This is a genomic window from Mesorhizobium sp. AA23 (assembly GCF_001672435.1).
GTDB lineage: Bacteria > Pseudomonadota > Alphaproteobacteria > Rhizobiales > Rhizobiaceae > Mesorhizobium.
Genome location: NZ_LYTP01000033.1, coordinates 14,772 through 39,775, shown reverse-complemented (window position 1 = coordinate 39,775; position 25,004 = coordinate 14,772). Strand labels below are relative to the sequence as shown.

Genomic DNA, 25,004 nt, shown 5'->3' with positions numbered 1-25,004 from the left:
TCCCGGTCAGACGATTATCAAAGTGTTATCCACCTGTTGGCAAGACTGCTGCGGCTGAGGATCGAGGGGGACCGATTGAAGGTTGGTTCGAAGACGGGCGCAATCTCTACGCCTAAGCGGCAGTCAAGCCACAAACCCCGCAGGGTGTGTGTCGTTTCCGAAGTCGAGTTCGGCTCTACGGTTACCGCTGATCCAGGGTCGGCGACGTATGCGCTGGCGCAGCACCTGGCGAAAATCGGCGACACGGTCACGCTGCTATGGGTGCCGAGCCCGCTCGGCAGCCAGCCCGACGAGCAGGAGATCGACAGGCTCGCCAAATGGAGCTTCGATAATTTCCTGGTGCGCCTCGAGCTGCTGCCGCGGTCACCCGAATTGCTGCGTGGCCTGGAGTCCAGCGACAAGAATTCCGTAGCCGTCTACCACTACCTCAAACAGAACCCCTTCGATGTCGTCTATTTCGCGCTTGAAGGCGGGCTGGCGCATTTCCCCACCGTCGCCAAGCGCACGGGTGTCTTTGCCGACCCTCCCATCCTCGTGGTGCTCGCGCATGGGCCGCTCATGTGGGATCTGGAGGCTAACGCCAGGGCGATCGAACGCAAGGAGCAGATGACCGTCGCCCATATGGAGAGGACCTCCGCCGAAACCTGCGACCATCTCGTCGTCACAGGCCAGTCCCTGCTCGACTGGATGAACAAGGCGGGGTGGAGACTGCCGGCCAGCCAGCACATCGCGACGCCGTTGGAGCCCGAGGAGTGGCGTTCGAACTTCGCCGTCGATCACTACCGGCCCCGGGAAAAACCGGCCGCCGAGGTGGTTCATTTCTCGGGCACCAAGACGCGAAGCGGACTGACGCTGTTTTGCGACGCACTGGATCGCCTGGCCGAGAATGGCGTGACGGACCTGGCCGTGACCATCGTCGGCGCATTTGGTCATGTGCTCGGCGAGCATTCGGGCGGCATGATCCTGCGGCGCGCCCGGCATTGGCCCTTCAAGCTGAAACTGCTGCCCATCCGGGACGAGCCCGAGATCTTTCGTTACCTGCGGCAAAGCCATGCGCTGGTGGCAATCACGCACTCGGCCGCGCAGCTCCCGCTGGATGTGGTGACTTGCCTTGACGAGAAGATCCCGTTCGTCACGACGGACGTCGGCAGCATGCGCGGGCTGCTTCAGCCGGAGTCCGCCGAGGCGGTCATGGTGGAGGCATCCCCCTCCGCGATCGCGGCCAAGATCCAATCCGTGCTCGAGAGCCGCTCGTTCGGTCCGGCAAAACCGTTGCTTGACCGGGAAGCGCGCGAGAAGGCCTGGAGCAAACTGCACGTCAAATTGTGCCGACATCCGGCCAGAGCCGACGGCCCAAGCCGGAACCGCAGCCGACCGCCGCTGGTATCCATCATCACGGCGCACTACAATCGGGCGCGGCTGTTGCCGCAGGCGATTGCCTCGGTCCGGCGCCAGGACTATCCCAATATCGAACTGATCGTCGTCGATGACGGCAGCACGGATCCGGATGCAATTCGGCTGCTCAATGACATCGAGCCCGAGTTCGAGCAGCGCGGCTGGCGGATCATCCGGCAGAAGAACGGCTTCCTCGGCAAAGCGCGCAACACCGGTATTCGCGCCGCCAAGGGGTCCTTTATCCTGTTCTTGGACGACGACAACGCTCTCTTCCCCAACGCGGTCAGCACGTTTGTGGCCGGCATGCAAAAGTCCGGCGCCGATATCTGCACGACTTTCGCCAAATGGCTCAACGAGCCTTTCGTGCCGCCGGACACCAAGAGCGGCTATATGCTCTACTTTCCGGTCGGCGGTCCGCCGGACATCGCGCTGATTACCAATCCGTATGGCGACGCCAACGCGATGTTCCGGCGCGAGGTGTTCGACAAGGTTGGCTACCTCAACGAGGAGCGCGGCTTTTCGGCGAGCGATTGGGAATTCTTCCTGCGCGCCGATCTCGCGGGTCTGGAAATCGTCACCGTGCCGGAGCCGCTGTACTGGTACCGGTCTTCGCCGGCCGGCATGAACCGCAATGCCGAGTGGCTGAGGAATCGCCGTCCTATCATCGATGTGTTTCGAAAGCACAAGTTCGCGCACACCGACATGTTCGTACAGCTCGGCATCAGCTCGAACACTGCCGATCATGAGAAGGACCTCAACCTCTGGAATCTTGAACTGCGCGTCAAGGACGAACGGTATCTGCGGCTGAGCGCAGCCTCCCCCAACTCCGCGGACGCAGTGCAGTTGCTGGCCGAGATTGCGGCGCGAGAAGGCAGGGCCGATACGGCCATTTCGCTGCTCGCTCACGCCGGACGGTCCGACTTCACGCTGGGCGTCGTCGAACTGCTCAACGCCGCCGCTGAAGAAACAGTGCCGGAACTCCATTCCTCGCTCTACAGCGAGCGCTACCTCCCGGTCGAAGCCCTGCGCCGCGCCTATGTTGGCTCGCATCCGGCTGCCGATGCGGATCTCTTGAGCTATGTCGAGCAGTCGCCGGACCAGCTGTTTGTGCAGGCCACCGCCGGCACCGTCTCAATGGCGCTGCTGAAGGGCGTCTGTCCGGCGGGGACGATCAGCGCCAGCTGCTGGGTCTATCTCGATGAGGCACTGACCGCACCGGCGCAGTTCCAGATCGCGATCGTGGACGCGGAAAACCAGACCTTTGACCAGCTCGCCCGGCTCCTCGAGGATGGCGACGGGAACGGTTGGGCCGATGTCAGCCGCCCGCATGAACCACGCGAGATCGCAACGGGCGTCCACTCGCCTGCTCCCGGCAGACGCGACCTGCTGCTCGCCGTCAGATGCGGCGGCAATCGGCCGGACGCTCGGGTGCTCGGGGGCTTTTCAAGCATTCAGGTCCGAAATGTGGTTTCGACCGGCGGGAAGCACCCGCGTCTCAACGCGCCGCAAGAACGTCAACGCATGCGGCGGCTGACCGGCGAGGAGCTGAAGCGCGCAGCGCTTGTAACGAACTATCCGTCCGAGTTGCCGGCATTGCTGGTCGCCGGGGACAATGGCGGTATCTTTTTGCGGCCGAGCATCCATGGCCCGGTTGTCGCCGCCCTCAATTCGACTTTCCCGACCTTTGCCCGCAGTGTCATCGCTACGGTGGAGATCGCCCACGAGGATGCCTCGCCGTTCGAATTCGCCATGGCGCTGGGCCGGCCGGAAGAAAAACTGGGCTGGAAAAACGACACGCCGGTCGGCGCGCTGGCATTCTCCGGATGGACGCGGATTTCGAAACCTTTCGAGTTGCACGATTTGAAGGTTTCCGTCCGGGAGATCGACCGCAAATGGCTGACCATCTATCTGGCCATCAAACTGCCGCGCGGTTCGAAGCCGATGCCGTCCAACGCCTTTTGGCGCAAATTGCTGCTCGTCTGGGACTGAAGGGCGGGAGCCCGCCAATCGCGCGAACGTGACCTTTCATGGGTGCGAATCAAGAGTGCGAAGTGCGATAAGAACAGATCGGGTCAGTTTGGAAGGGCGCCAAAGAAATGAAAAGTATTGTCGGCCTTGTCCTGGGCCTTTTCATCATTCCCGTCAGTACCGCATTTTTCACAGCCGCCGCCCAGGAGCGCGACGTCGGGCCGAAGTGCACCCAGTGGAACTCGTACCGCGTCCTGTTCAAAAAGGGCGACAGCAAGATTTCCGACGAAACCGCGAAAGGGCTGGCGGCATTCGTCAAGGACGCCGGTCGCGATTGCGGCTACCGGCTCTACGCGACGGCCAGCAAGGAAGGCGCGTACGACAAGGCGGACAGCATTGCCGGCCAAAGGCTGAACGCCACACGCGCGTTTTTGAAAGCGCAGGGCGTCAAGCCCGAAATGGTGCTGGCGCTTTCTCATTGGGTCGACGATCGCGCCAGCGATAGGAACCAGGCGCGGAGCGCTATCCTGTATACCTTGCCGAAGCAAGGGATCTCCTGCCGGCAGTATGAAAAGCGAAGCCCTGCCCAGGTCGCCCTCTTCTTCGACAGCGGATCCTCGGTGATTTCACCCCCGGTCAAACGCGACCTCGAGAACTTCGCCAGCAGCATCAAGGATTCGCGTTGCAACGTGGAACTGACGGCATTGGCCGCCAAGGAGATCACGGGCGCCAATGCGGCAAAGACGAACAAGGACCTGGCCAAGCAACGGATCAAGGCGATCATGGACATCATGACCGCGATTGGCATCGACAGCGACCGCCTCATCGATACGAATGTTGAGTATGTCGGCGACAAGAAGCCGAATACCGCCAAAAATCGCATGGCCACCGCATCGCTGATGTAGCGCGCCTGCCGCCGGCGAATGTTACGACTTTTGACGCCACCCGTGCTCGGAGGGGAAATGTCCGTCGAGCAAATCAAGAAGACTTGTCTTCGGGGTTAAAGTGCATATCGCCGGCCAAATCCACCGACAGGTGAAGGACCTTCCGCCCAGCACCAAAATCAACAAGACAACGATGAGCGACCGCTGATCACCCTCACGCCTTGCGCTCCCAGCGACGGTCGGGCGTCTGCTGCCAGTAGGTCACCGCGTGGCCGGCTTCCTTCATCGTCTTCCAGTGGCTGCGCGCGCCCTTGAGCTGCGCCGCGTCGTGGCCGTCGAACAGGAAGACGGCGCGCTCGTAGCCCGAAAGCTCGGGCGGGTGCGCACCATCGACCAGGAAGCGTATCTGGGCAGCGTTGGGGTTGCCCTCCCCCGTGGTGAGCAGGATCGGCTGCTCGGCCGGATAGGTTTCGCGGTCGGTGGCGTGCGCGAGGAAGGAGTCGTCGCGAAACGTCCACAAATGCTGGTCGAGCGCGTCCCGCCGTTCCTCCGTGCCGGTCTGCACGACCGCGCGCCAGCCGCGCTCGACACTGCGCTCGAGCAGGCCCGGCAGGGCTTCCTCAAGCGTCGATTCGGTCAGGTGGTAGAACAGGATGTCGGCCACGACAGCCTTACCCTTCGTAATGGTCGCGTACCAGCCTATCGAGCAGCCGCACGCCAAAGCCGGAGCCCCAGGATTGGTTGATCTCGCTCGCCGGCGCGCCCATCGCGGTGCCGGCGATGTCGAGATGCGCCCAGGGCGTGTCCTTGACGAAACGCTGCAGGAACTGCGCGGCGATGATGGCGCCGCCATAGCGGCCGCCGATGTTCTTCATGTCGGCGTTCTTGGACTCGATCAGCTTGTCGTATTCGGCACCAAGCGGCATGCGCCACAGCCGCTCCTGCGTGGCTTGGCCGGCGCCGAAAAGCCTGCCGGCCAGCTCGTCATTGTTGGAAAACAGGCCGGCATAGTGCTGGCCAAGCGCGACCATGATGGCGCCGGTCAGCGTCGCCAGATTGACCATGAATTTCGGCTTGAAGCGATCGTTGGTGTACCAGAGCGCATCGGCGAGCACCAAGCGGCCTTCTGCATCGGTGTTCAAGACCTCGATCGTCTGGCCCGACATCGAGGTGACGATGTCGCCCGGGCGTTGCGCATGGCCGTCGACGGCGTTCTCGACCAGGCCGATGACGCCGACGATATTGGCCTTGGCTTTGCGGGCGGCCAACGCACGGATCAGCCCGGTGACCGCGGCGGCTCCGCCCATGTCGCCCTTCATGTCCTCCATGCCGGAGGCCGGCTTCATCGAATTGCCGCCGGTGTCGAAGGTGACGCCCTTGCCGATGAAGGCGATCGGCGCGTCCTTGGCCTTGCCGCCCTTCCATTGCATGACGGCCATGCGGGCGCCGCGCGGCGAGCCCTGCGCAACGCCGAGCAGCGAGCCCATGCCGAGCTTCTTCATCTCCTTCTCGGTGAGGATCTCGACCTCGACGCCAAGGCCTTCCAGTTCCTTCGCGCGAGCGGCGAACTCGACCGGACCGAGCGTATTGGCCGGCTCGTTGACGAGATCGCGCGCAAGCAGCACGCCTTCGATAACCGCCTCTTCCCCGGCGAAGGCCTTCTTGGCGGCGGAAGGGTCGGCGCAGTGGATGGTTATCTTGGCCGGCTTTGCGGTTTCGGCCTTTTTGCTCTCCGCCCCCTTCGCGTCGGATTGGCCGTCTTCCTTGTCCTTCCTGGTCTTGTATTTGTCGAAGCCGTAGCTGCGCAGGAGGATGCCGGCGGCAAGGTGCGCCGCCTGCCTGCCGTCCGGCTGGAGGTCCGGAAGATCGAGGATGACAGCGACTTCCACAGCCTTGCGCAGCGCGGCGGCAACCGCGCCGCCGAGCTTCAGCCAGGCGTAGTCGTCGAGGCTTGCGACCTTGCCGGCGCCGGCGGCCACCAGCCGGTCGACAGAGGTTCCCTCCGGTGCCAGCACTTCCACCGAGCTCGCGAACTTGCCGGAGAAATCGGCGACCGGAAACGCGCGCGCCAATGCGCCAGCCGGGTCGCAGGCCTTCGCGGCATCGCCAAGGCCGCCGCCGTCGGCCGCAAGCACGAAGACGCTGCCTTTTTTGGGCGCGGCGAATTTGGCGAAGGCAATCGAAGGTCTCGAAGTCATCAGATCCTGCTTCCGGGGTGAGGCGCCGCGAACCGGCTTTCAAGCGTGCGCGACATTTGGTCGTTTTCGGCCATTTGGCAAGACTTTGGCCGAAATCGCTGTCTATATCGGCGCCGAAACCAACCAAGGATTCGTCGCGGCGGAACGCAAGCTTTATGCCGCAACCTGTTGTTAACCATCAATGTTTCGCATTTCTTATTCATTGACGCGGAGACTCCGCCGCGCCGGGCGCGTGGCGTGGAGAGGACAAACCAGATGAGCCGCCTATGGACCCGGTTGTGCAGGCGTCGGCGGATGACTACCTTGTCGGCGGGCATGATGCCGTTCGGCACAATCGAGAAAAGCCTTCATGAAGGTCGTTGAACGCTACATCATGCGTCGCGCTACCGCGATGTTCCTGGCGGCGCTGGCGTGGACACTGGCGATCGTGTGGACGACGCAGGTGCTCGCCAAGATCGACTTGGTCACCGACAGCGGCCAGTCGGCGTTGACCTTCTTCGAAGTCGCAGCCCTGATCATCCCCTCGATCGTCCCGATCGTGGTGCCGTTCGCGCTGGTGGTCGCGGTGGCGCAGACGCTGAGCGCCATGAACACGGATTCGGAGCTGGCGGTGATCAACGCCGCGGGCGCCTCGCGTTGGGCGATCGCGCGGCCGCTCCTTCTGCTTGCGCTGGCGGCCAGCGTCTTTTCCTTTGCCGTCGATAACGGCGTCGATCCCTATGCCAGGCAGAAGAACCGGCAGCTGGTGGCGGCCTCGCGCGCCGACCTTCTGTCACTGATCATCCAGGAAGGCACGTTTCGTAAGATCGACGACGGCCTGTTCCTGCAGATCGGAGAACGGCTGCCCGACAACAAGCTCGGCGGCATCTTCGTCGCCGATTCGCGCGAGGAAGGCGCCAACCTCACCTATTACGCAAAGACCGGCAGCATCGTCGAAAAAGGCGACGAGAAGGTGCTGATGATGAATGACGGCGTCATCAACCGCAAATCGGTGACCGGCGACCTTTCCGTCATCCGTTTCACCTCCTACGCCTTCGACCTGTCGGCCTTCATGTCGGCGGCGAACGAGATCACGCTGCTGCCCAAGGACCGGACGACGTCATACCTGCTCGACCCGGATCCCAACGACAAGATGTACCAGCGCAATCCGGGCAGCTATACGGCCGAGGTCAACCAGCGCTTCTCCGAATGGTCCTATTCGCTGGTCTTCGCGCTGATCGCGCTTGCGGTCGCGGGCGACGCGCGCTCGCACCGCGAGGCGCGCATCCATCCGCTGATCACGGCAATCGCTATCGCCCTTTTCGTCCGCTGGCTTGGCTTCTTCGCCGCCGGCAAGGCCGACAAGGTTTGGTACTACGCCTATATGGTCTACGCCGTTCCGATCGTGGCGTCGGCGGTCTCCGCCTGGTTCATCGTATCGTCGCGGAGCATGGAACTGCCCGCCGCCTGGGCCGACTGGATGACGAATCTCGCCGGCCGCGTGAGCGAGGGCTGGACGGCGCTCAAGCTGTGGCTCGCCCGGCGCGGCACCTCCGGCCAGGGAGCCTGACGATGGGCTGGACGCTGGGCCGTTATTTCTTCTTCCGCTACGTGTCGATCACCATCTGGTTCTTCCTCGGCCTTTTGGCGCTGGTGTTCCTGATCGATTTCACCGAACTTTCGGGCCGCACGACCGGACTGCCGGGCTTCACCTACGGCACCGCCTTCGCTATTTCGGCGCTCAGGATGCCGATGATCATGCTGCAGACGGTGCCTTTCGTCGGGCTGTTTTCGGCGATGGCAACGCTGGTGTCGCTCAACCGCCGCTACGAGCTTGTCATCGCGCGCTCGGCCGGGGTTTCGGCCTGGCAGTTCCTGTTCCCGTGCTGCGTCGGCGCGCTGATGTTCGGCCTGTTGTCGGTCGGCGTGCTCAACCCGATCGCCGCGCACGGCTTTTCCTGGTCGGAGCAGATGGAAAACCAGCTGCGCGCCGGCAAGTCTAACGCCGTCACGGAGGACACGACGCCCTGGCTGAGGCAAAAGACCAACTCCGGCGACACCATCATCGGCGCCCGCGCCATCCTCAACCAGGGGCTGGAAATGGCGGACGCGGTATTCTTCGTCCTCGACCAGCAGGGCAACATCGTCGAGCGCAAGGACGCCGCGCGCGCCTTCCTGCGCGACGGCTACTGGGAATTGCAGGACGTCAAGCTGTTCAAGGACGGCAACATCCGTGCCGAGGCTTCCGACCGCGTGGCCACCAACCTCAAGCCGGAATTCGTGCAGGAACGCCTGGCGCGCCCGGAAACCATTCCGTTCTACGAGCTGCCGGCAAAGATCGAGGTTGCCCGCTCCTTCGGCCTCAAGGCAAATGCCTTCGCCATGCAGTTTGATTCGCTGGTGGCGTTGCCGTTTCTCCTCGTCGCCATGACGCTGATTGCGGCAACAGTTTCAATGCGATTTGCGCGGATGGGGCAGTCGGCGACGATGATTCTGGGTGGCGTCCTGGCCGGCTTTCTGCTTTATGTCGTTTCGGTACTGGTCAAGGCATTCGGGGTCGCCGGATTCGTGCCTACAATGGTGGCTGCATGGGTTCCGGTTGTCGTGGCTATGTTCTTCGGGGTGACTTTTCTGCTATACAAGGAAGACGGCTAGTGAGGGAGGCTGGTTTGCGCAGCCATAGGCAGGCCGGCCTGGCACGCCTTTATGGGGCGACAGCCTTGGCATGTTTGTTCGCTTGCGTGGTACCGACGGTGCCGGCGCTGGCGCAGACCATCACGGCGAAGCCTGTTCCCTCCGGCACACAGATGCTGCTGGCCGCCGATACGCTCGTCTATGACAACGACAAGCACACCGTGACGGCCGTCGGCGGCGTGCAGATCGACTATGGCGGCAACAAGCTCGTCGCCCAGCGAGTGGTGTACAACCGCGATACCAAGCGCCTCGTCGCCAGCGGCGCCGTCGAGCTCATCAACAGCGACGGCACCAAGATCAATTCCGAGCATATCGACATCACCGACGATTTCGCCGACGGCTTCGTCAACGCGCTGCGCGTCGAGACCGTCGAGAAGGCCTATTTCGCCGCCGAAAGCGCCGAACGCATGGGCGGCGTGCTGACGACATTCCACAACGGCATCTACACCGCTTGCGAGCCTTGCGAGGACAAGCCCGACTCGGCGCCGACATGGCGCGTCAAGGCGAGGAAGATCATCTGGAACGGCGAGAAGAAGACGGTTCGGTTCGAGAATGCGAATTTCGAGTTCTTCGGCTATCCGCTTGCCTATTTGCCAGCCTTCGAGATCGCCGACCCGACGGTCAAGCGCAAGAGCGGCTTCCTGATCCCCGGCATCGTCTACAACAACAACCTCGGCGTCGGCCTCAAAGTACCCTACTATTTCGCGCTCTCGCCGACCTATGACCTGACCGTCACCGGCAGCGGCTACACCAAGCAGGGCTTCCTCGGCGAGGCCGAATGGCGGCAGCGCTTCAACAATGGCGAATACAGCCTGAAAATCGCCGGCATCAATCAGCAGGATCCGGACGCCTTCATCGGCACGGGCAATCGCTTTACCGTCGATTCGGGAGAGCCAAACGATCCCAACAAGTTCCGCGGCATGATGGGCACCAAAGGCCAGTTCGCCATCAACGAGCGCTGGAACTTCGGCTGGGACGTGCTGCTGCAGACCGACAAGAATTTTTCGCGCACCTATAACATCGACGGCTACAACGACCTCGTCCACCAGTCGTCGATCTATCTGACGGGCCTGAGCGACCGTAATTATTTCGACGTCAGGGCAATGCGATTCGAGGTGCAGGAAGACACGCTGTCCAGCGACCCGACGGCGCGCTCCGCCAAGCAGCCCTGGGTGCTGCCGTCGTTCGACTACGCCTATATCCCCGACATGTCGGTGGCGGGCGGGCAGTTGTCGCTCAATGTCAATGCGCGCGTCATCAGCCGCGACCGGCTGGACGCGGTGCTGGCCAATCCGCTCGACGACACTTCCATCAACAACGTGCGCGGCCTCGAGGGCCAGTCCAGCCGGCTGACGGCGGAGGCCGAATGGAAGCGCACCTTCACCACCGATGACGGACTGCAGCTGACGCCGCTGCTCGCCTTCCGTGGCGACGCCGGCTATGTGTCGACCACATCCGAATCGCTGGCGGCGGTCAACCAGATGGCGGCGAATCTCGGCGAGGATGTCGATATGCGCTCCTCGCTCGCCCGCTACATGGCCACGCTCGGCCTGGAGATGCGCTGGCCTCTCCTGTTCTCGATGTCGAACTCCAGTCATGTCCTGGAACCGACAGCGCAGATCTTCGTGCGCCCGAACGAGCAATATGTCGGCGGGCTGGCCATTCCGAACGAGGACGCGCAGAGCTTCGTCTTCGACGCCACGACCCTGTTCGAACGCGACAAGTTCTCCGGCTACGATCGCATCGAAGGCGGCACGCGCGCCAATGTCGGCTTCCGCTACTCCGGCGCCTATGGAAACGGCTGGGGCACCAACGCCATCTTCGGCCAATCCTACCAACTGGGCGGCGAGAACTCCTTCGACGCGCCGGACCTCGTCAATGTCGGCGCCTATTCGGGCCTGCAGACCGCCAAGTCCGACTATGTCGGCCTCATCGGCTTCAACAGCCCGAGCGGCTTCTCCGGCTCGCTCAGCGGCCGGTTCGACGAGCAGACATTCGAGGTCAGGCGCGCGGAGATCAAGGCGGCCTATTCCGGCCTGCCGGTTTCGCTCAGCGCCAAATATGCCTTCATCCAGGCGCAGCCGCTCTACGGCTTCGCCACGGACCGCCACGAGGTCACGCTCGGAGCCTCTACGCACCTGGCCGAGAGCTGGCGGGTCTTCGGCACCGGCACCTACGATCTGGAGACAAGCGTCCTGGTTAAGGACGGCGTCGGCTTCGCCTATAACGATTCCTGCTTCACCTATGTGATGACGTTCTCGCAGACGCGCGATACGGTCACCAAGGAGGTGTCGCAGAATATCGGCTTCAACCTGTCGTTCCGCACGCTCGGCGATTTCGGCTCGTCGACCAGCGGCGTCGACACGATCCAGTAAGCGGAGGCAGCGCCGGTCACGGCGTGCGCCGTCGCTGGCGTGAAGCTTGGTTTGGCGCGTGATCCTTCGAAAGTGGGGCCGGATTCTCGGGGTCATGCGCCGGCGACATTGTTTCGCCGCATAGGACGGGCATGGGGTCGACCACATAGCGCATGCGTTCGGAGGACGTGCGGCGCCGTCGTGGCGGATAGGAATTGGGAAGGTGAGATGAGGAAATACCTGTTTTCGGCAGGATTCGCGCTGCTGGTGGCGGCGACCTCGGTTTCGATCGCGGCAATGACGCCGCCGGCATTCGCCAGCCAGATCAAATATGTCGTCAACAACATACCGATCACCACCGGCGACATCGCCCATCGCGCCGCATTCTTCAAGCTGCAGCGCAAGAAAGGCGACGCGGCCAAGGAAATGATCGACCAGACGCTGCGGCTTGCCGAGGCCAAGCGGCTCGGCATCCGCATCACCGACCAGCAGGTCGACGCCGCCTATCAGCGTTTTGCCTCCAACAACAAGATGCCGCTCGCGAAGCTCGACGCCGTCATGGCGCAGTCGGGCGTCACCAAGGAGCATTTCAAGGAGTTCATCCGCGCGCAGATGGCCTGGAACCAGGCGCTTGGCGCGCGCTACCGCTCCGGCGAGGGTGGCTCGGTGACTGAGCAGGATGCGGTCCGCCGCATGCTCGACAAGGGCGGCTCCAAGCCGAGCGCCACGGAATATATGCTGCAGCAGGTCATCTTCGTGGTGCCCGCTTCCGAGCGCTCGGCCACGCTTGCCAAGCGCAAGCGCGAGGCCGACGCCATGCGTGCCCGCTTCAACGGCTGCAACACCACGCGCGAATTCGCCAAAGGGCTGATCGACGTCACGGTGCGCGATCTCGGCCGCGTGCTGGCGCCGCAATTGCCGTCGGACTGGGCCGAACAGATCAAGGCGACCAAGGTCGGAGGGGCGACGCCGACGCGCGAGACCGAACGCGGCGTCGAGTTCATCGGGATCTGTTCCTCGCGCGAGGTTTCCGACGACAAGGCCGCCCAGATGGTGTTCCAGGCCGAAGGCGGCAGCAACGACAAGGACGCCGACGAGCTCAGCAAGAAATATGTCGAGGAACTGCGCAAGAAGGCCACCATCGTCGAGCGATAGGCCGTTGCGGCGCATGACAGACCAAGGCTCGAGCCACCCGCCCTGCTTCGAAGCAGGTATGGCGCCCCCCGTGACGCCATGAGCGCAGGTAGGACCGACGCGCCGCTGGCGCTCAGCGTCGGCGATCCATCCGGCATCGGGCCCGAGATCGCCATCACCGCCTGGCAGGCGGGCGACAGCGCCGGCGTGCCGCCCTTCTACCTGCTCGCCGATCCTGCCCTGATCAAGGCGCGGGCGCGCGAGATCGGGGCCAGCGTGGCGATCATGGAGACCTTGCCGGGGCAAGCGGCGCATCACTTTCCCCGCGCACTGCCCGTCGTCCCACTCTACGCCCGGCATCTGGACAGTCCCGGAAAGCCGAATTCGGCCAATGCCGCGGGCACCATCGAAGCGATCGACCGCGCCGTCGCCGACTGCCTCGCCGGCCGCGCCGCCGCGGTGGTCACCTGCCCCATCGCCAAGAAGCCGCTCTACGACGCCGGCTTTCGCTTTCCCGGCCACACCGAATACCTGGCGCATCTGGCCTCGCGCCACACCGGCGCCGAGGTGACGCCGGTGATGCTGCTTGCCGGGCCCGAATTGCGCACCGTTCCGGTCACCATCCACATCGCGCTTGCCGAGGTGCCGAAGGTTCTGACGAGCGAGCTGATCGTGGCCACAGGACGCATCACCGCGGCCGACCTCGAGAGCCGCTTCGGCATCGCGCGGCCCAGGCTCGCCATCGCCGGGCTCAATCCGCATGCCGGCGAAGGCGGCGCGATGGGCGCGGAGGATCTGTCGATCGTCCTGCCTGCCGTTGAGGCGCTTCAGGCCGAGGGCATCGACGCCGTCGGGCCGCTGCCGGCCGACACGATGTTCCATCCGCAGGCACGCGCCGGCTATGACGCAGCCCTTTGCATGTATCACGACCAGGCGCTGATCCCAGCCAAGACGCTGGGCTTCGACGAGGCCGTCAATGTGACGCTCGGCCTGCCCTTCATCCGCACCTCGCCGGACCACGGCACGGCGTTCGACATCGCCGGCAGGGGCATTGCACGCGCCGACAGCCTGATCGCGGCGCTGAGGCTGGCGCGCCGCCTCGCCGACAGCGGCCGCCGGACTGCGGCGGCATGAGGCTCGATTTGAGCGGGGGGCGCACGACCATCGACGGATTGCCGCCACTGCGCGAGGTGATCGAGCGCCACGGTTTGCAGGCGAAGAAAGCGCTCGGCCAGAACTTCCTGCTCGACCTCAATCTGACGAGCAAGATCGCGCGCGCGGCCGGCGACCTCAGCGAGACGACCGTGATCGAGGTCGGGCCCGGCCCAGGCGGGCTGACCCGGGCGCTGCTCTTCAACGGCGCCAAACGGGTGATCGCCATCGAGCGCGACGAGCGCTGTCTAGAAGCGTTGGCGCAGGTGTCCGGCCATTATCCAGGCCGGCTCGAGGTCATTCCCGGCGATGCGCTGAAGACGGATTTTGCCGCGCTTGCCGGCACGACGGACGGCAGCCCGGTGAAGATCGCCGCCAACCTGCCCTACAACATCGGCACGGAGCTTCTGATCCGCTGGCTGACGACGGCAGACTGGCCGCCCTTCTATCAATCGATGACGCTGATGTTCCAGCGCGAGGTGGCCGAGCGCATCACCGCAAGCCCGGGCAGCGGCGCCTATGGCCGGCTCGGCGTGCTTGCCGGCTGGCGCACCGAGGCAAAGATCGTCTTCGACGTGCCGCCGCAGGCTTTCACTCCGCCGCCGAAGGTCACGTCCTCGGTGGTGCATCTGGTGCCGCGTGCATCTCCCCTGCCCACCGACGGCAAGAGGCTGGGCCGCATCACCGAAGCCGCCTTCGGCCAGCGCCGCAAGATGCTGCGGCAAAGCGTGAAGAGCTTGGGCGGAGAAGCCCTGCTCACTCGCGCCGGCATCGACCCGACGCGCCGGGCCGAGACGCTGAGTGTGGAAGAGTTCGTAAGGTTGACGAACGCGGTGTAGCCTGCCGGCCTCCTGCTCCCCTTGTGGGAGAAGGGGAGGCACTGCCTCTCACTCCGTCGTCTCGTCCAGCAAGCCTGAGATGAAATCGAACAGGCCCGGCCGACGGTCGCGGCGCAGGCGCTCGGCTGTAACGATTGCACGCACCTCGGCGAAGGCGCGGTCGAGATCGTCGTTGACGATGACGAAGTCATATTCCTTCCAGTGCTCGATCTCGACGCGGGCATTCTTCAGCCTGGTCTCGATGACCTGCTCCTGGTCCTCGGCACGGCGCTTCAGGCGCGCCTTCAACTCCTTCATCGAAGGCGGCAGGATGAAGATCGAGACAATGTCGGCGCGCATCTTCTCCTTGAGCTGCTGGGCGCCCTGCCAGTCGATGTCGAACAGCATGTCGCGGCCTTCGGCAAGTGCTGCCTCGGCCGGCTCGCGCGGCGTCGCATAGAAATTGCCGTGCACCTCGGCCCATTCGAGCAGCGCGTCGGAATCGCGCAGCCGTTCGAACTCGCGCATGGTGCGGAAAAGATAATGGACGCCCTCGATCTCCGAGCCGCGACGCGGCCTGGTGGTGACGGAGACCGACAGCTCCAGGCTCGAATCGCTTTCCAGAAGATTGCGCGCGATCGTCGACTTGCCGGCGCCCGACGGCGACGACAGCACCAGCATCAGCCCGCGGCGGCGGATGCGGGACCCCAGATCCCTGGCGGCCGTAGGCTCCTTGGCAACCATCCCCGTCACTCCAGATTCTGAACCTGCTCGCGAAACTGGTCGACCACCGCCTTGAGCTCCAGCCCGATCGCGGTGACCGCGGCGGCATTCGACTTGGAACACAAGGTATTCGATTCGCGATTGAATTCCTGCGCCAGAAAATCGAGCTTGCGGCCGACGGCGCCGCCGCTGGAAAGCAGCGTGCGGCCTGATGCGACATGCGTCTTCAGCCGGTCGATCTCCTCGCGGATATCGGCCTTGGTGGCGAGGAAGGCCGCTTCCTGATGCAGACGGACCGCGTCGAGATTGGCCGACGCATCCATCAGCAGGCGGACCTGTTCGGTGATGCGCTCGCGGATCGCCGCCGGCTCGCGCGACGGGTCGGCCTCGGCCTTCAGCGTCAGCGCCTCGATGGCGTCGATATGGCCGGACAACAACTTGCGCAGCGCGGCACCTTCGCTCTGCCTTGCCTGCTCCAATCCGGCCAGCGCCATGTCCAGCGCCGACAGGATCGTCGCGTCGAGGGCGGCGCGTTCCTCCTCGGTCTCGACCGTCTCCAGGATGTCGAGCACGCCGCGCAGCGCCAGCAGACCGTCAGCCGTCGCCGGCGCGGTGCCGAACTGCTCCTGGAGGCGCTTGGCCAGTCCCGCCAGGTCCTTCAGGAACGCCTCGTTGACCACCGGCTGCGCCTGCTGGGAGGCGGCGCGCGCGACAGTCAGCGTTGCCTGGAAATTGCCGCGCGCGAAGCGCTTCTGCACGGTCTGCCTTACAGCGGGCTCCAGCCGGTCGAAACCCTGCGGCAGCCTCAGCCTGACCTCGACGCTCTTGCCGTTGACCGATTTGACTTCCCAGGCGATCGACGTGCCGTCGAGCTCAGCGACGGCTCGCGCGAAACCGGTCATGCTCTGCACGTTCATGATGCGTGTCACCCCCTTGACGCAGGCCCGGCGCGATTGCCCGAGCATGCGCCCCTAGCAAGACGCCGGACCTCTGGCCAGCGTCGGATGTCCCCTCAAAACATGAATACGGCCCGGCGTCAAAGGAGGCGGGCCAGATCCGGCAATCACCGCGGCCTACTGGGCCGCGTCGCCATTTTCGCCGCTGGCGCCTGCACTGGCACCGTCGTCGGGAGTGGCCGGCGCCGTCGTCTGGCCGGAGGCCTTGGCCGCCGCATCGGCCTGCTTCTTCTGCACCGCCCGATAGCGGGCGACGTTCTGGTTGTGCTCTTCCAACGTCGCGGCAAAGACATGGCCGCCATTGCCGTCGGCGACGAAGTAAAGGTCATCGGTCTTCGAAGGATTGGCCACCGCCTCGAGTGCGGCGCGGCCCGGATTGGCGATCGGCGTCGGCGGCAGGCCCTTGATCAGATAGGTGTTATACGGCGTCTGCTTCTCGATGTCGGACTGATAGATCGGCCTGTCGGCCGGTTTGCCCTTGCCGCCGAACAGGCCGTAGATGATGGTCGGATCCGACTGCAGCCGCATGCCCTTGGCGAGCCGGTTGAGGAAGACCGCGGCCACGCGCGAGCGCTCGTCGCCCCTGCCCGTCTCCTTCTCGACGATCGAGGCCAGGATGACGAAATCCTCCATATTGGCGATCGGCAGGTCGGGCGCGCGATGCGCCCAGACGTCCTCGACCAGCTTCTTTTGGTCGGCGACCAGCTTTTCGACCATCTGCTGCCGGGTGGCGCCGCGCGTGAAGCGCAGCGTGTCGGTCGCGATGCTGCCCTCGGGCGGCATGGCCGCCGGCATGTCGCCGGTCAGCGCCTCCTGCTCGGCCACGCGCTGCAGCGCCTGCTCAACCGTCAGCCCCTCTGGGATGGTCAGCGAATACATCACCGACTTGCCGCTCTTGAACAGCTCCATGATGTCGCGCATCGAGGCCCGCGGCTTGATGGCGTATTCGCCGGCCTTCAGCGCGGAATCGTTGCCTGTGGCACGCACCCCCAGCCTGAAGATGCGCGCATCGCTGACCAGGCCGCGCCGCTCCAGCTGGTCGGCGATCTCCTGAACGCCGGTGTTCGGCTTGACCATGAAGGTGTCGCCATTGGCCGACGGACCCGGCTCAATGAAGGCCTGCATGCCGAAATAGAGTGCGGCACCCGAGGCAAGCACGACCAGGATGACCAACGAAAGGAAGAAATTCAGAAATACGACGACCTGGCTGCGCGACGCGCGCGAGCGTTTTGACGGCGGCGGCGTGCCGGCCTCGGGGCGCAGCGCCTCGGCGGCTGTCTTGGGCACGATCGGTCCTTGCGCCTGACGCTGTCCGAATTCTCCACCGCCGCCCGGATTTGTATTCATGGCGCCCTACCGTCTGATCTTGCAACGAATCCCCTAGCCGAAGTGTAGGGGCAAATTTGGCAAAAATGACGGCAGGCGGCGGACCTGCCGGTAGGCTGACTGTTCAGCCATCGTAACGCTGGAAGACGAGCGAGGCGTTGGTGCCGCCGAAGCCGAAGGAGTTCGACAGCGCCACATCGATCTGGCGCTGGCGCGGCTTGTTCGGCACGAGATCGATCGCCGTCTCGCGTTCCGGATTGTCGAGGTTGATGGTGGCGGGGGCAATGTTGTCGCGGATGGCGAGGATCGAGAAGATCGCTTCCGCGGCGCCCGCGGCGCCCAGCAGATGACCGATCGACGACTTGGTGGACGACATCGAGATCTTGGAAGCGGCATTGCCGACCAGCCGCTCCACGGCGCCGAGCTCGATCGTGTCGGCCATGGTCGAGGTGCCGTGCGCATTGATGTAGTCGATGTCGGCGGGCGAGAGCTTCGCCCGATTCAGCGCCGCCGCCATGCAGCGGAAGGCGCCGTCGCCGTCCTCGGCCGGGGCGGTGATGTGATAGGCATCGCCGGTCAGGCCGTAGCCGGTGACCTCGGCATAGATCTTGGCGCCGCGCGCCTTGGCGTGCTCGAGCTCCTCCAGGACGACGACGCCGGCGCCCTCGCCCATGACGAAGCCATCGCGGTCGCGGTCATAGGGGCGCGAAGCGATCTCGGGCGCATCGTTGCGCTCGGTGGAGAGCGCGCGGCACGCGGCGAAACCTGCCATCGAAAGCCGGGTGATCGGCGCTTCGGCGCCGCCGGCCACCATGACGTCGGCATCGCCCCAGATAATCAGCCGCGCGGCATCGCCGATGGCGTGCGCGCCCGTCGAGCAGGCGGTTACGACAGCATGGTTCGGGCCTTTCAGCCCGTGCCGGATGGAAACCTGGCCGGAGACCAGGTTGATGATCTGTCCGGGGATGAAGAACGGGCTGATGCGGCGCGGGCCGCGCTCCTTCAGGATCATCGCGTTCTCGGCGATGCCGTCGATGCCGCCGATGCCCGAACCGATCAGCACGCCGGTGGCGCACTGGTCCTCATGCGTCTCGGGCTTCCAGCCGGAATCGGCCAGCGCCTCGTCGGCGGCCGCGATGCCGTAGAGGATGAAGTCGCCGATCTTGCGCAGTTCCTTCGGCTCGAGCACGGCCTCGGGATTGAAGGTGCCGTTCGAGCCGTCGCCGCGCGGAATGACGTGGGCGATCTTGCAGGCAAGGTCGTCCACCTCGAATTCGGTGATGCGGCAGGCGGCGCTGCGGCCGGAAAGCAGTTCCTTCCAGCTGTGCTCGACACCCATGCCGAACGGCGAAAGCAGGCCAAGGCCCGTGACGACGACTCGCCTCATCGCAGGTCCTCCCCGGCGATACCCGCGGAAAGCCTCAGGCCGAGGCCTTATCGATATACTTCACGGCATCGCCGACAGTCAGGATGGTCTCGGCGGCGTCGTCTGGAATCTCGACGCCGAACTCTTCTTCGAACGCCATCACGAGTTCGACCGTATCGAGGCTGTCCGCGCCCAGATCGTCGATGAAGCTCGCCTGCTCCGTCACTTTGTCGGCATCGACGCCGAGATGCTCGATGACGATCTTCTTGACGCGCTCTGCGGTGTCACTCATTTGGGGCCTCGTCTTACGTTGTGTTGTCTTCGTTAGCGGGCGGAATGCCGCTAATCAAGCTGAAAGATGGTCTTGTGGGAAACGCAACGCCACAGGACCGGTTTTTGCCCGAACCGCCGGGTTGCCGGCCGCATTACACGAAAAACAGCGGGCGTCCAAGCCGAAATGGCTGTTTTCACAGGCGCCCGGGGCTCGGTCGCCCGGGTGTGTGAGATTCAGCTCAAGCCGAGCCGAAAATGGCGGCTTTCGAGGGCCGGAGCGGAAGCGCAGGAAGCCGCCGTTTGCAGGCCGGCATCACCTGAATCTCAAATACCCTAGATCATCGCCATGCCGCCATTCACGTGGATGGTCTGGCCGGTGACATAAGCCGCCTCATTGGACGCGAGATAGGCGACGGCCGAGGCAACCTCGGCGCTGGTGCCCATGCGCCGGGTGGGAATCGCCGCCATGATGGTTTCTTTCTGCTTGTCGTTGAGCTTGTCGGTCATGGCCGATTCGATGAAACCTGGGGCGACGCAGTTGACGGTGATGTTGCGGGTGGCGATCTCCTGTGCCAGCGACTTGGAAAAGCCGATCATGCCGGCCTTGGAGGCGCAGTAATTGGTCTGGCCGGGATTGCCGGTGACGCCGACCACCGAGGTGATGTTGATGATGCGGCCATGGCGGCGGCGCATCATCGGATGGGTGAGCTCACGAGTGAGCCGGAACACGGCGGTCAGGTTCACCTCGAGCACGGAATCCCAGTCGGCGTCCGACATGCGCACGAACAGGCCGTCCTTGGTGATGCCGGCATTGTTGACCAGGATGTCGACGCCTTCGAGATCGGCCTCCGTCTTCTGGCCGAGCGCCTTGACCGCGTCGCGGTTGGTCAGATCCGACGGGAAGAGCTTTACGCGGTCGCCGAGCTCGCCGGCCAGCGTTTCCAGCTTCTCGACGCGGGTGCCGTGCAGGCCGACGATCGCGCCCTGGCTGTGCAGCACCCTGGCGATCGCCTCGCCGATGCCTCCCGATGCACCAGTGACGAGCGCCTTACGGCCGGTCAGTTCGAACATTGCTTCAACCTCATTCTTCCGGACGCCCCGCGAGCGACCCTCGTTCCGCATTTGTCATGTTGTCCAGGCCATACCAGAAGTTCTCGGCGCTCACGACCGATTCTTCACAAAGCCTGATCTGCTCCAGCACTTCCGCAGCCAGGTAATAGTCCTCGAGATCGTCGAGTCCACGCTCAACGAAGTCACGCAGGTATTCGGCTTTGCTTCGACCAGTCATCGCCACGAGATCGTTGAGGCGATGCTCGACTTCGGGAGAAAGACGGATGGAAGTAGGAATGCCGCACCTGCCGGCAAGAGTTTCCCGTTTATCCTAAAGTTGCCAGCGCCGCCTCGACTTCCGCGGCCGTGCCGATGGCGCCGGTCGCGATATCGCGGTTGATGCGTCGCGCCAAGCCCGACAGCACCTTGCCGGCGCCAACCTCGTAAAGCGTCGCGACACCTTTGGCGCCGAACCATTCCACCGTCTCGCGCCAGCGCACGCGGGCGACGACCTGCTCGACCAAGCGGCGGGCAATCTCGTCCGGGTCGCTGGTCGGCGTGACCGAAACATTTGAGACGATGGGAACAACCGGCGCGCTTTTCGCGACCCCGGCCAGCGCCTCGCGCATGATATCGGCGGCCGGCGTCATCAATGCCGAGTGAAAAGGTGCCGAGACCTGCAGCATCAGCGCCCGCTTGGCACCCTTTTCGGTGCAGAGCTTCGCCGCCAGTTCGACGGCCGCCTTGGCGCCGGAAATCACCAATTGGCCACCGCCATTGTCGTTGGCGATCTGACAGACAGAGCCTTGTGCCGCTTCGGCGCAGGCGGCTTCGACATCGGCCTGCTCCAGCCCGATGATGGCGGCCATGGCGCCCTCGCCCGCCGGCACCGCCGCCTGCATGGCGTTGCCGCGGGTGCGCAACAGCCGCGCGGCATCGGCCACGGATACGAAGCCGGCTGCGGCAAGCGCCGAATATTCGCCGAGCGAATGGCCGGCGACATAAGCCACCTTGTCGTTCAACAAAAAACCGCGCGATTCCAGCGCCCTTACGGCCGCCAGCGACACCGCCATGAGCGCCGGCTGGGCGTTGGCCGTCAGCGTCAGCGTTTCCTCCGGCCCCTCCCAGATCAGCTTCGACAGTTTCTCGCCGAGCGCCTCATCGACTTCCTCGAAGACATGGCGCGCTTCGGGAAAGGCATCGGCGAGGTCCTTGCCCATGCCGACGGCCTGGCTGCCCTGTCCCGGAAAGGTGAATGCGACGGCCATGTTAGCGTCTCCAGCAGCTGCTTTTTCCCTGCCTCTGGCGCAAGGCGGACGGCCAAGTCAAGCCCGCAAGCGCCAGTTCAGCGGCTGTTCCAGCCGGGACAACGGCCGAGTTCCCTGTTCTGAAAGGCTTTTTGGCGATCACACCTGATGAAAACCGCTCACGAATCGTTTGCTGGCTCTTCTTATTTCCGCCACAGGCGCTAGCTTTGTGTGATATTTCGATGACAGTGGCGTGACGCGAGTGGAAGACGCGTGACATGGGCCGGGGAAGCAAAGTGGCTAGGATCAGGAAAGGCGCGGCCAAACCCGCGCCGCAATTTTTGGAAGACGATCCGTCCACCGGCTATCTGCCGGGGCGCAGATGGCCGATTGTCCGCTACGGCCTGGCGACGCTGCTTGCCTCCGCCCTTCTGGTGTTCGCCATCGAATGGATCGTGCGCGGCGACTTCTTCGGCACCGTCGACTTCTTCCTGCAGCCCTTCAAGCCCGGCTGGACCACCATCATCGTCTTTTCGCTGGTGCTGATCGGGCTCGACGCCATTCTCGGCCGCAGCCATCAAAGCCTGATGATCGTCGCGCCGGTGACATTGGCATTGGCCTTTGTCGGTCACCAGAAATCGCACTATCTGGGCGATCCGCTCTACCCGACCGATTTCCTCTATGCCCGCCAGATCATGGCGCTGATGCCGCTTCTGGTGCGCGAGCGCCCCTGGACGGCCGTGCTGCTTGCGGCGGCGATCGTCGCCAGCCTCGCGCTGCTCGTCTATGGCTGGCGGCTCTGGCGCCGGCGTGTGCCGATCCTCAGCCGCAAGGGACGGCTGGCGCGCTTGACGCTTGCCGTGCCGCTGCTCGCCTTCTTCGTCTCGATCATGGACTACGCCACCTTCTCGTGGACGCGCGACAGGCTGCAGATTATCCCGATCATGTGGGACCAGAAGGAGAACTATGCCTCCAACGGCTTCGCGCTCGCCTTCGCGCTCAACGTGCCAATGGCGCATGTCTCGGCCCCGCCCGGCTATTCCGAGAAGACGATGGATGCGATCGCGCGTCCCGGGGTTGCCGCCTCGGTGCCGGACCAGAAGCCCGATATCATCGTGGTGATGAGCGAATCCTTCTGGGATCCGACGGAGCTTCCCGGCGTCAGCATCAAGCCCGACCCGATCCCGACGGTGCGCGCGCTGCGCTCAGGCTCGATGTTCTCGCCGGAATTCGGCGGCATGACCGCCAATATCGAGTTCGAGGCGCTGACCGGCTTCTCCAACGCCTTCCTGCCGGCGGGCTCGATTCCCTATCAGCAATATGTGCGCACGCCGACGCCGTCGCTGGCGACTTTCCTGAAGAGCGAAGGCTATAGGGCGCGCGCCATCCACCCGGGCACCAACTGGTTCTGGAACCGGGGCGCCGTCTACGCCGATTTCGGCTTCAGCGACTTCCGCTCGGAAGAGACGCTGCCGCCGATGGAGAAGCGCGGGCCGCTGGCCTCCGACGCGGCCATGACCGACGAGATCATGCGCGAGGCCGATGCCAGCGACGGGCCGGTATTCCTGTTCGCGGTCAGCCTGCAGAACCACGGGCCCTACGAGCCCTACCGCTATTACAATCCGACCCATAGCGTCGACGCGCCGATCAGCACCTGGGCGCGGGAATCGCTGCTCTCCTACGCCGAAGGGTCGGCCGACGCCGATCGCGGCCTGCAGCGCCTGATCGACTGGGCGAAGAAGCGCGAGCGGCCGACCATCATCGCCTTCTTCGGCGACCACTTGCCGCCGCTCGGCCCCGTCTATGTCGAGACCGGCTTCCTCAAGGACAATGTCGCGCCGCGCAAGGAGCCGACGCCCGAGGCGGCGCTCGAGCATCACGACACGCCGCTGATCATCTGGTCGAACCGCTCCGGTCCGGTCGAGAATCTGGGCTCGGTGAGCCCCGCCTTCCTGCCCTATCATATCCTTACCACGGCCGGGATCACCCACCCCTATTACACCGGCTTCCTCGGCGCGCTGCGCGAGCACTACCGGGTGGTTGACCGCAACCTTTTGCTGTCGCCCTCCGGCGAGGCGACGCCCGACTGGGCGCGGCAGAAAAAGATCGATCCGAAGATCAACGATTTCCGGCTGATCCAGTACGACATGATGTTCGGCAAGCGCCGGGTCGCGCCCGACTTCTTCCCCGAGACGGTAGTCCCGCTCGTCGCGCACATGAGCTGAGTGGATCGCCTTCCGACGAAATGCCGACCTGCGGCCGGCGGGTCAGCCAATTCCCACAAGCGCCGCCAGTCCTGCGACACTGCGGAGCCGCCGACCCTCTCTGCCGCCCTTGCCTTCCTCACGAATTGCTGTATAGACGCCGGCAATCTGCCGGTCCTTGCTGGGGGCTGAACGGAGGGCCGTGGCCTTAGAGGGCCACGTCATGAAGCCAGAAGCGCTTTGGGCCTCCCGTGTCTCCGCTCTCGACCGTCTCGTGATGCTCCTTTCTTCCCCGCTCCTTCGCGAACGGGTCAGACAAGTTGCAGAGGCTTAGCCGCGAGGGCCGGTGAGAGAAACGAAGAAAGGCAGAAAAACATAATGGCTCTTTACGAACATGTGTTTCTTGCCCGGCAGGACCTGTCGCAGCAGCAGGTTGATGCGCTTGTCGAACAGTACAAGGGCGTCATCGCCGCCAATGGCGGATCGGTCGGCCGGATCGAGAACTGGGGACTGAAGTCCCTCACCTACCGGGTCAAGAAGAACCGGAAGGCTTACTACACGCTGATGGACATCAACTGCCCGCCGGCCGCGCTCAACGAAATGGAGCGCCAGATGGGCCTGTCGGAAGACGTGCTGCGCTTCCTCACCATCAAGGTCGAGGCGCATGAGGAAGGCCCCTCGGCGATGATGCAGAAGCGCGAAGAGCGCTCCGAGCGCGGCGGCTTCGGCGACCGCGACCGTGGCGACCGTGGCCCGCGTTCGTTCGGCGACCGCGACCGTGGCCCGCGCTCGTTCGGCGACCGTGATGGCGGCGACCGTGGTCCGCGCCGCCCGCGCGAAAACGTTGAAGGGGGTGCAGAATAATGGTCGACATCAACCAGATCCCGACCCGGCGTCCGTTCCATCGCCGCCGCAAGACCTGCCCGTTCTCCGGCGCCAACGCTCCGAAGATCGACTACAAGGACGTGCGTCTGCTGCAGCGCTACATTTCCGAGCGCGGCAAGATCGTGCCGTCGCGCATCACCGCCGTCAGCCAGAAGAAGCAGCGCGAGCTCGCCAAGGCGATCAAGCGCGCCCGCTTCCTCGGCCTGCTGCCCTACGTGGTTCGCTAAGCTATTGATGCGGGCGGCTTGCCGCCCGCTTCAGCCCACGGCGACGGGCGCCGCAACGGGCAGGCTCAAATCCCGAGTTGAGGCCATAAACCTCTAACTGCCAAAACAGGCAGGACAGCGACACCGGCGAAGACGCCATTTGCTTCCTGACCTGTTCCCAAAGAATCCCCC

At 64.3% G+C, this 25,004-nt stretch carries 21 protein-coding genes; 11 read left to right on the top strand and 10 right to left on the bottom strand.

What is annotated here, in order from left to right; genetic code table 11:
* Positions 1-144 precede the first annotated feature (144 nt).
* Together A9K66_RS28030 and A9K66_RS28025 are read left to right on the top strand one after the other, a co-directional pair.
* Positions 145-3,384, top strand: a complete 3,240-nt coding sequence (locus A9K66_RS28030) for a DUF6212 domain-containing protein (RefSeq protein ID WP_067330312.1) — start codon at positions 145-147, stop codon at positions 3,382-3,384.
* 107 nt (positions 3,385-3,491) lie between these two features.
* Positions 3,492-4,268, top strand: a complete 777-nt coding sequence (locus A9K66_RS28025) for an OmpA family protein (protein ID WP_067330308.1) — start codon at positions 3,492-3,494, stop codon at positions 4,266-4,268.
* A 193-nt stretch (positions 4,269-4,461) separates the two neighbouring features.
* Here the strand turns inward: A9K66_RS28025 and A9K66_RS28020 are convergent, their stop codons facing one another.
* Together A9K66_RS28020 and A9K66_RS28015 are read right to left on the bottom strand one after the other, a co-directional pair.
* Complete coding sequence (locus A9K66_RS28020) at positions 4,462-4,911, bottom strand: DNA polymerase III subunit chi (protein WP_067330305.1); 450 nt, start codon at positions 4,909-4,911, stop codon at positions 4,462-4,464.
* A gap of 7 nt (positions 4,912-4,918) precedes the next feature.
* The gene (locus tag A9K66_RS28015) at positions 4,919-6,445 is read right to left on the bottom strand and encodes a leucyl aminopeptidase (protein WP_067330302.1); all 1,527 of its coding nucleotides are present in this window, start codon (positions 6,443-6,445) and stop codon (positions 4,919-4,921) included.
* Between the two features lie 349 nt (positions 6,446-6,794).
* Here A9K66_RS28015 and lptF point away from each other — a divergent pair, with 349 nt between their 5' ends.
* The 6 genes from lptF (at position 6,795) to rsmA (ending at position 14,597) form a co-directional block, all read left to right on the top strand.
* The gene (gene lptF, locus A9K66_RS28010) at positions 6,795-7,994 is read left to right on the top strand and encodes an LPS export ABC transporter permease LptF (protein WP_067330299.1); all 1,200 of its coding nucleotides are present in this window, start codon (positions 6,795-6,797) and stop codon (positions 7,992-7,994) included.
* Between the two features lie 2 nt (positions 7,995-7,996).
* The gene (gene lptG / locus A9K66_RS28005; RefSeq protein WP_067330296.1) at positions 7,997-9,079 is read left to right on the top strand and encodes an LPS export ABC transporter permease LptG; all 1,083 of its coding nucleotides are present in this window, start codon (positions 7,997-7,999) and stop codon (positions 9,077-9,079) included.
* The gene (locus A9K66_RS28000; protein WP_066995713.1) at positions 9,079-11,493 is read left to right on the top strand and encodes an LPS-assembly protein LptD; all 2,415 of its coding nucleotides are present in this window, start codon (positions 9,079-9,081) and stop codon (positions 11,491-11,493) included. The genes lptG and A9K66_RS28000 overlap by 1 nt, the downstream gene beginning before the upstream one ends.
* Before the next feature lie 207 nt (positions 11,494-11,700).
* Positions 11,701-12,627, top strand: a complete 927-nt coding sequence (locus tag A9K66_RS27995; protein WP_066995711.1) for a peptidylprolyl isomerase — start codon at positions 11,701-11,703, stop codon at positions 12,625-12,627.
* A 78-nt stretch (positions 12,628-12,705) separates the two neighbouring features.
* Positions 12,706-13,740 carry a 4-hydroxythreonine-4-phosphate dehydrogenase PdxA gene (gene pdxA, locus A9K66_RS27990; protein ID WP_067330293.1) on the top strand — a complete coding sequence of 345 codons (1,035 nt, stop codon included), beginning with the start codon at positions 12,706-12,708 and terminating at the stop codon, positions 13,738-13,740.
* Positions 13,737-14,597 (top strand): 16S rRNA (adenine(1518)-N(6)/adenine(1519)-N(6))-dimethyltransferase RsmA, encoded by an 861-nt coding sequence (gene rsmA, locus A9K66_RS27985; RefSeq protein WP_067330290.1) that lies wholly within the window; start codon positions 13,737-13,739, stop codon positions 14,595-14,597. The genes pdxA and rsmA overlap by 4 nt, the downstream gene beginning before the upstream one ends.
* A gap of 48 nt (positions 14,598-14,645) precedes the next feature.
* Here rsmA and gmk read toward each other — a convergent pair whose 3' ends face one another.
* The 8 genes from gmk to fabD all read right to left on the bottom strand — a co-directional run bounded on the left by gmk (position 14,646) and on the right by fabD (position 21,538).
* Complete coding sequence (gmk, locus tag A9K66_RS27980) at positions 14,646-15,320, bottom strand: guanylate kinase (RefSeq protein WP_067330287.1); 675 nt, start codon at positions 15,318-15,320, stop codon at positions 14,646-14,648.
* Between the two features lie 5 nt (positions 15,321-15,325).
* Positions 15,326-16,216, bottom strand: a complete 891-nt coding sequence (locus A9K66_RS27975; protein ID WP_067330719.1) for a YicC/YloC family endoribonuclease — start codon at positions 16,214-16,216, stop codon at positions 15,326-15,328.
* A gap of 156 nt (positions 16,217-16,372) precedes the next feature.
* Positions 16,373-17,602: an endolytic transglycosylase MltG gene (gene mltG / locus A9K66_RS27970; protein ID WP_067330283.1), complete on the bottom strand. Its 1,230-nt coding sequence runs from the start codon at positions 17,600-17,602 to the stop codon at positions 16,373-16,375.
* 103 nt (positions 17,603-17,705) lie between these two features.
* Entirely contained in the window at positions 17,706-18,968 is a 1,263-nt protein-coding gene (gene fabF, locus A9K66_RS27965) for a beta-ketoacyl-ACP synthase II (RefSeq protein WP_067330280.1), read from the bottom strand.
* Between the two features lie 34 nt (positions 18,969-19,002).
* Positions 19,003-19,239, bottom strand: coding sequence for an acyl carrier protein (locus tag A9K66_RS27960; RefSeq protein WP_006203723.1), 237 nt, complete (start codon positions 19,237-19,239; stop codon positions 19,003-19,005).
* A gap of 314 nt (positions 19,240-19,553) precedes the next feature.
* The gene (gene fabG / locus A9K66_RS27955) at positions 19,554-20,291 is read right to left on the bottom strand and encodes a 3-oxoacyl-[acyl-carrier-protein] reductase (protein WP_067330278.1); all 738 of its coding nucleotides are present in this window, start codon (positions 20,289-20,291) and stop codon (positions 19,554-19,556) included.
* A gap of 10 nt (positions 20,292-20,301) precedes the next feature.
* Positions 20,302-20,508 carry a CopG family transcriptional regulator gene (locus tag A9K66_RS27950; RefSeq protein ID WP_245307729.1) on the bottom strand — a complete coding sequence of 69 codons (207 nt, stop codon included), beginning with the start codon at positions 20,506-20,508 and terminating at the stop codon, positions 20,302-20,304.
* 88 nt (positions 20,509-20,596) lie between these two features.
* Complete coding sequence (gene fabD / locus A9K66_RS27945; RefSeq protein ID WP_067330272.1) at positions 20,597-21,538, bottom strand: ACP S-malonyltransferase; 942 nt, start codon at positions 21,536-21,538, stop codon at positions 20,597-20,599.
* Positions 21,539-21,795: 257 nt separating this feature from the next.
* On the opposite strand from fabD, the gene A9K66_RS27940 reads away from it, so the two are divergent.
* From A9K66_RS27940 to rpsR, 3 genes are all read left to right on the top strand, one after another.
* Positions 21,796-23,742, top strand: coding sequence for an LTA synthase family protein (locus tag A9K66_RS27940; RefSeq protein ID WP_082954121.1), 1,947 nt, complete (start codon positions 21,796-21,798; stop codon positions 23,740-23,742).
* A gap of 357 nt (positions 23,743-24,099) precedes the next feature.
* Entirely contained in the window at positions 24,100-24,585 is a 486-nt protein-coding gene (gene rpsF, locus A9K66_RS27935; RefSeq protein ID WP_067330265.1) for a 30S ribosomal protein S6, read from the top strand.
* Positions 24,585-24,833, top strand: coding sequence for a 30S ribosomal protein S18 (gene rpsR, locus A9K66_RS27930; RefSeq protein WP_006203718.1), 249 nt, complete (start codon positions 24,585-24,587; stop codon positions 24,831-24,833). Before rpsF ends, rpsR begins: the two co-directional genes overlap by 1 nt.
* The last annotated feature ends 171 nt before the right edge of the window (positions 24,834-25,004 follow it).